This is a genomic window from Corallococcus sp. CA041A, assembly GCF_003612075.1.
GTDB lineage: Bacteria > Myxococcota > Myxococcia > Myxococcales > Myxococcaceae > Corallococcus > Corallococcus exiguus.
Genome location: NZ_RAWF01000380.1, coordinates 1 through 6826, shown reverse-complemented (window position 1 = coordinate 6826; position 6826 = coordinate 1). Strand labels below are relative to the sequence as shown.

Annotated in this window: 6 protein-coding genes and 1 tRNA gene; 6 read left to right on the top strand and 1 reads right to left on the bottom strand. The window is 68.9% G+C overall.

Annotated features, from left to right (window positions below; translation table 11 throughout):
• Positions 1-14 precede the first annotated feature (14 nt).
• The 6 genes from D7V77_RS39130 to D7V77_RS39105 all read left to right on the top strand — a co-directional run bounded on the left by D7V77_RS39130 (position 15) and on the right by D7V77_RS39105 (position 5251).
• Positions 15-2057, top strand: coding sequence for an ATP-dependent helicase (locus D7V77_RS39130; protein ID WP_233597504.1), 2043 nt, complete (start codon positions 15-17; stop codon positions 2055-2057).
• A 152-nt stretch (positions 2058-2209) separates the two neighbouring features.
• Positions 2210-3832, top strand: a complete 1623-nt coding sequence (locus tag D7V77_RS39125) for an Hsp70 family protein (protein WP_120581305.1) — start codon at positions 2210-2212, stop codon at positions 3830-3832.
• A 9-nt stretch (positions 3833-3841) separates the two neighbouring features.
• Positions 3842-4267: a hypothetical protein gene (locus D7V77_RS39120; RefSeq protein ID WP_120581303.1), complete on the top strand. Its 426-nt coding sequence runs from the start codon at positions 3842-3844 to the stop codon at positions 4265-4267.
• 15 nt (positions 4268-4282) lie between these two features.
• Entirely contained in the window at positions 4283-4567 is a 285-nt protein-coding gene (locus tag D7V77_RS39115) for a hypothetical protein (protein WP_120581302.1), read from the top strand.
• An 86-nt stretch (positions 4568-4653) separates the two neighbouring features.
• A tRNA-Val gene (locus D7V77_RS39110) sits at positions 4654-4725 on the top strand.
• A gap of 235 nt (positions 4726-4960) precedes the next feature.
• The gene (locus tag D7V77_RS39105; protein WP_169822488.1) at positions 4961-5251 is read left to right on the top strand and encodes a hypothetical protein; all 291 of its coding nucleotides are present in this window, start codon (positions 4961-4963) and stop codon (positions 5249-5251) included.
• 99 nt (positions 5252-5350) lie between these two features.
• Here D7V77_RS39105 and D7V77_RS39100 read toward each other — a convergent pair whose 3' ends face one another.
• Complete coding sequence (locus D7V77_RS39100) at positions 5351-6349, bottom strand: TerC family protein (protein WP_120581304.1); 999 nt, start codon at positions 6347-6349, stop codon at positions 5351-5353.
• Between the last annotated feature and the right edge of the window lie 477 nt (positions 6350-6826).

The following is a 6826-nucleotide window of genomic DNA, read 5'->3' as shown; positions in this document are numbered from 1 at the left end:
CCGCCCCCCTGCCGCTGATCCACGCCGTCCCCACCGGAGCGCCCTCGCGCTGTCTGGACCTGGATGGCGCGCTCAACGACGAGCAGCGCGCGGCCGTCGAAGCAGGGGAGGGGCCCGTGCTCGTGATTGCCGGTGCGGGCTCCGGCAAGACGCGCACGCTCACGTACCGCGTGGCGCGCATGCTGGAGCGGGGCGTCCCGCCGTCCTCGCTGCTACTCCTCACGTTCACCAACAAGGCCGCGCGCGAGATGACCCGCCGCGTGGAGGAGCTGGCCGGCGGCTTCGCGGACGTGGGCAGTCTCCTCGGAGGCACCTTCCACCACGCGGCGCACGTGCTCCTGCGCCAGCACGCGGGGGCGCTCGGCTTCTCCACCGGCTTCACGGTGTTGGACCGCGAGGACGCGCGGGACCTGATGGCCACGTGCCTGGCGGAGCGGAAGCTGAGAAGCGACAAGCGCTTCCCGCGTCCGGACGCGCTGCTGGACCTGGTCTCCCTGGCCACCAACCTCCAGCAGCCCGTGTCGCAGGTGCTGGTGGACCGGCGCAGGGAGATGCTGCCCGTGGCCCCGGAGGTGTTCGCCACCGCGCGCCGCTTCCAGCAGCGCAAGGCCCAGCTGCACCTGATGGACTACGACGACCTGCTGGCCCACCTGAAGCGGCTCTTGGAGGACCACCCGTCCGTCCGCGCGGAGCTCACCGGGCGCTTCAAGGGCGTGCTCGTGGACGAGTACCAGGACACGAACCGCCTCCAGGGCGACCTCGTGGACCTGCTCGTGGGCGAGCGACGGAACCTCACCGTCGTGGGCGACGACTGTCAGTCCATCTACAGCTTCCGGGGCGCGGAGTTCACCAACATCATCGACTTCCCCCAGCGCTACCCCGGCTGCGGCATCTACCCGCTCACGCGCAACTACCGCTCCACGCCCCAGGTGCTGCGGCTGGCCAACGCCGTCATCGAGCGCAACACCCGCCAGTTCCCCAAGGCGCTCGTGTCCGACGGCGCGCCCGGTCCCGTGCCCCAGGTGGTGCCCACCCGCGACGTGAAGGCCCAGGCCGCCTTCGTCGCCGAGCGCGTCCTGGAGCTGCGCGCCCGGGGGCAGCGGCTGGAGTCCATGGCGGTGCTCTACCGCGCCCACCTGCACTCGCTGGAGCTCCAACTGGAGCTGACGCGCCACGGGCTGCCGTTCCGCGTGCGCTCCGGGGTGCGCTTCTTCGAGCAGGCCCACGTCAAGGACGCGCTCGCCCACCTGCGATGGGCGCACAACCGGAACGACGAGCTGGCCTTCAAGCGGCTCGCGCGGAAGCTCTCCGGCGTGGGCACCGCCAGCACGGAACACCTGTGGACCGCCCTGGCCGCGCTGCCTCCGGAGCTGTCCCTCCCGGACGCGCTGGCCCACCCGGACGTCCAGGCCCACGTGCCGCGCAAGGCGAAGGCCGGCTTCCAGCGCTTCCAGACCCTGATGACCACGCTGTCCGTCCGAGAGGCTCGGAGCCCCGGCGGGCTGCTCGCGGAGGTGCTGGCGGCTCGCGAGCCCCCGGCCACGCCGGACGGGGTGGACCCCCGCGCGGAGGACCTGCGCCAGCTCCAGGAGTTCGCCGGCCGCTTCGAGGACGTGCCCCGGTTCCTGTCCGCCATCGCCCTGGTGGCCGAGTTCTCCGCTCGGGCCGCCCTGGAGGGCGACGGCGAGGCCCCGGACGACGTGCTCACCCTCACCACGGTCCATCAGGCCAAGGGGCTGGAGTGGCGGACCGTCTTCGTGCTGAGCCTCACCGACGGGCGCTTCCCCCTGTCGCTCGCCACGCGCGACCTGGAGAACGAGGAGGAGGAGCGCCGCCTCTTCTATGTCGCCGTCACCCGGGCCCGGGAGGCGCTGTGGCTCGTGTACCCCCACACCTCACTGCCCCGGGAGGACGGGCGGCTGCTGCTCACCCCGTCCCGCTTCCTGGCCGAGCTGCCGGTGGGCCCTGACGCGGTGTGTGAGACGCACCCGCCCCCGGAGCCCGACGGGCCGATCCGCCTGCGCGACCTGGGGCCGGATCCAGACCGGGAGCTGTAGGCCGGGCCCGAAATCAGCCCCCCTGGTGGGCAGGCTGGCCAGAACTACAGTCAGGGAGGAAGCGTCCGCCTAGAAACGCGCACGCGACGCCTCGACGTGCTAGAGAGTGAGGACGGGCGCGGCCTCCCCCTGAGCCGTGCACGTTGACCTTCATGGCGGACAGACCTCGCATCGTCGGGATTGACCTGGGCACCACCAACACCTTGGTGGCATCCGTGCGCAACCGCATCCCGAAGATCGTCCCCACGGACCGCGGCAACCTCATCCTGCCCTCCGTGGTCGCGCTGTCCGCCAAGAACGACCTGCTGGTCGGCGGCGTCGCCAAGGACCAGATGGTGACCAACCCCAAGAACACGCTCTGGGGCACCAAGCGGCTGATCGGCCGCAAGTACCATTCGAAGGCGGTGGAGGACCTCAAGGGGTACTTCCCCTACGACATCGTCGAGGACCCCAATGGGGACACCGCCGTCACGATGGGCGGCAAGCTCTACACGCTGCCGCAGGTCTCCAGCTTCGTGCTGTCCCAGCTGAAGACCATCGCCGAGCAGTTCCTGGGCGGCCCCATCGACGCGGCCGTCATCTCCGTCCCCGCCTACTACAACGACAATCAGCGCAACGCGGTGAAGGAGGCCGGGCGGCTGGCCGGCTTCGACGTGAAGCGCATCGTCAACGAGCCCACCGCCGCGGCGCTGGCCTACGGCTTCAACCGGGGGCTGGATCAGAAGGTCCTCGTCTATGACCTGGGCGGCGGCACCTTCGACGTCAGCGTGCTGCACCTGGCCGGCAACGTCTTCGAGGTGCTGGCGACCGGCGGCGACTCCTTCCTGGGCGGCGCGGACTTCGACAACCGCATCATGGAGTACGTGCTGGAGCGCTTCCGCGACGAGACCAAGGTCGACCTGACCGAGAGCCCCATCGCCCTCCAGCGCATCAAGAACGCCGCCGAGGCGGCGAAGATCGACCTGACGCTCATCCCGAACGTCGTCATCGACCTGCCCTACATCGAAGAGCGCAAGGGCAAGCCGCTGGATCTGCGCATCCCGCTGACCCGCGACTACCTCAACAACCTCACCGGCGACCTGGTGGACCGCACCTTCGACATCTGCGACCGGGTGCTCGCGGAGAAGGGCATCAGCCGCTCGGAGATCGACGAGATCATCCTGGTGGGCGGCCAGAGCCGCATGCCGCTGGTGCAGCAGAAGATCCAGGCCCACTTCGGCAAGGCCCCGCGCAAGGGCGTGCACCCGGACGAGTGCGTGGCCCTGGGCGCCGCGCTCCTGGGCGACTCGCTGGGCAGCATCGACGCGGTGACGCTGCTGGACGCGCTGTCCATGCCCATTGGCTACGCGATGCCCAACGGCCGCGTGAAGCGCATCATCGAGAAGAACTCGCTGATCCCCATGGTGAAGAGCTTCCGCCTGCCGCCGCCGCAGCAGCCGGGCGCGCAGTTCATCGAGCTGGACATCTATCAGGGAGACAGCGACCTGATGGTGGACAACGAGTACCTGGGCACCGTCCGCGTGCCGGCCGCCGCCGCGGGCCGGAAGATCGACTTCCGCCTCACCGAGGAGTGTCTCCTCCAGGTGCAGGTGGAGGACGCGAGCGGCATGTCGCGCAAGGTGGATCTGGCCACCCGCGACACGCCCGAGCAGTTGAAGAAGGCCCTGCAGGAAGTCGCCTCGCGCAACACGCCGGCTGCTCCGTCGAGCAGCAGCGGGCCGAGCGATGACCGCGGCCTCTTCTCCAGCATCAAGAGCATCTTCCGTAGGGGGTAGGGAGGCGCGATGCCGAAGTTTCCGTCGAAGGAATGGCTGGACGAAGCCGTCCGGCTCACCAATGCAGACCCGGAGTGCGCCATCGCCGGCAAGGGATGGAAGGGCGACTTCGGGGCCATCATCGAGGCGGAGAAGGGCAAGCTGGACAAGTCCTTCGTCGTCCACGTGGAGCCCGGGGACTGCGACATCAAGCGGGCCCGCGTGCTGTCGGATCCGGACGACCTGGACGAGCTGGAGCCGGTGTACCTGGCCCGCGCGCCGTACTCCGTCTGGAAGCAGCTGCTGCTGGGCACGTTGGATCCGGTGGAGGCGGTGCTCAAGCGCCGCATCTCCATGCGGGGGGACCTGCAGCCGCTCATCGAACGCATGCGCTACAAGGGCATCGCCGACCGCGTCTTCGCCGCGCTGAAGACCGAGTTCCCCGACGGCCCCTGAGGCCAGAGGACACCCATGGGCATCCGCGACGACTTGAAGAAGCAGGCGCTGGGACTGTCCAGCATGGCCATGGAGAAGCTCATGGCCGACGAGAAGCGCGCCATGGCCGTGGCCCAGGCCATTGGCCGGGTCCAGCGCGGAAAGCAGGCCCTGGACCGCGGACAGGAAGAGGTCATGAAGGCCCTGCACTTCGCGCCGAAGGGCGACTTCAAGGCCGTGGGGAAGCAGCTCGCGGGCCTCAAGCGCCGCCTGCGCGAGCTGGACGAGAAGCTGGAAGCGCTCGCGGAAGAATCCTCCTAGAAAAGGCGTTGACACCCACGCGCACGAATGGCATTTACCGCCGCGTCCGTTGCGCAGCGGTGGCGCGGCGGGCGGCACAGACAGCAGGGCGCGTAGCTCAGCGGTAGAGCACTGCCTTCACACGGCAGGGGTCGCAGGTTCGAAACCTGCCGCGCCCACTCAGAAAGGCCGTGAGTCCTCAGGGGCTCACGGCCTTTCGCTTTTCCAGCTCCTGACAGTCGCTGTTCGCCGGGCGGAGGCGCCCGTTGGCTGCCGCACGCGGCCGGGCCGCAGTGTCGGGTTCCGGCGCAATCGGCAGGGTCGGGGCGTGGCCGGGGATCCGCGGACTGTGCGACCTTCCTGGCCGTGCCCAGGACATTGCGATTCACGTGGGATCAGCAGGGACGGGCGGTCGTGAGTGGCCTGCCGCCCGACGACGTGCTGGCGGACTACCTCGCCCAGGAGCTGCGGCCGGATGCGAACCGGGCGCAGGGGATGCTGCGCGAGCTGACGGCGCTGCGGCAGGGACAGCGGGAGCGGTGGGACGTCACCGGGGAGACCTGGAGCCTGGAGCTCAACCGGGCCCGGGCCTCCATCCACAGTGAGGTGGCCATCCCCGGCCGCTCCCAGGACCTGCCCCTGGAGGAGTTCGAGGACGCCATCCGCTCCTGGCTGGAGTTCATGGAGCTGTCGCGGGGCCACTGAAAAAAGAGGCCCGAGCCCCCATGCGCTTCGAGGGCCCGGGCCCGGAGCCCCACACCCCATGGGACCCACAGCCGGAAAAATGTTGGTTCCGCGGGAGCGTCAGCTCTTCGCGGTGGCCGCCGCGTCGCGGCTCACATCCGAAGACGCCTCAGCGTTGGGCGCGTGCGGCGGCGTGTTCTTGGCCTTCACCAGCGAGGCCACGATGCTTCCGCCCAGCACCAGCGCGATGACGCCCAGGGAGACGGCCGGGGACAGGTGCACCACGTCCACCAGCGCCATCTTCGCGCCCACGAAGACGAGCACGCCGGACAGGCCGACCTTCAGGTAGGTGAACTTCTCCATCGCGCCGGCCATCAGGAAGAAGAGCGAGCGCAGGCCCAGGATGGCGAAGATGTTCGACGTGAAGACGATGAACGGGTCGCGCGTCACCGCGAAGATGGCGGGGATGGAGTCCAGCGCGAAGAGCACGTCGGACGCCTCCACCAGCATCAGCGCCATGAGCAGCGGCGTCGCCAGCTTGCGGCCGTTCTCCACCGTGACGAAGTGCTGCCCGTGGAAGTGCGGCGTGGAGGGGATGACGCGGCGGGCGGTGCGCATCAGCCAGCCGTCCTCCGGGTGCTCTTCATGGTTGCGCTGGATGAAGAGCTTCACGCCCGTGATGATGAGGAAGGCGCCGAAGACGTAGATGAGCCAGTGGAAGCGCTCCAGCATCGCCACGCCCGCGAAGATCATCGCCGCGCGCAGCACCAGCGCGCTCAGGATGCCCCAGAAGAGGACCCGGTGCTGGTAGAGGGCCGGGACCTTCATCGTGGAGAAGATGACGACGAAGACGAAGATGTTGTCGACGGAGAGCGACTTCTCGATGAGGTAGCCGGTGAGGAACTCCATGCCCGGCCCGGCGCCGTAGCGCCACCACAGGAAGGCGTTGAACGCCAGCGACAGGCTCACCCACACCGCGCTCCAGGCCCCGGCCTCCTTGAAGCTCACCGTGTGCGCCTTGCGGTGGAACACACCGAGGTCCAGCGCGAGCATCGCGAAAACAAACGCGATGAAGCCACCCCACATGAGGGGGCTGCCGATGGTTTGGAAGGATTCCAACGAGTTCACCTGGGGAAGGCACGGGGAGCCAACCCCTCTCAAATAGGAGCGTCGGCAATCTTCGGCAAATAGAGAATCCGGACGCGATACTTAGGGAAAACAGAAGTATCACCCAGGAGCAGGCGTCCCGCCGGGGAAGGGGGGCCGGACGGTCGGGGGCTCTTGAGGCCCTTGTCGCCAGGGGAAGTGTTCATTTCCGCCATGGTTTTCAATGACCCCGGCTGGAGAACGCTTTCACCGGGCCATTGAGACCAGCCGAGCGCCCGAACCTCCCGTGGCACGAGAGCCCGGAGGCTTGGAGCGTGGGTGACGGGGCCGCCGGCGAAGGCGTCGCGGCCGCTGCCCGTCTCGAGGGCCCCCGAGCACGGAAAACCCCCTGCCCGATGCGGAACCGATTTGTCTTCACGTCCAGCGCGCTGCTGGTGGCACTCCATGCCTTTGGCTGCGGCGCGAGCCCCGAAGGCGACACGACGACCC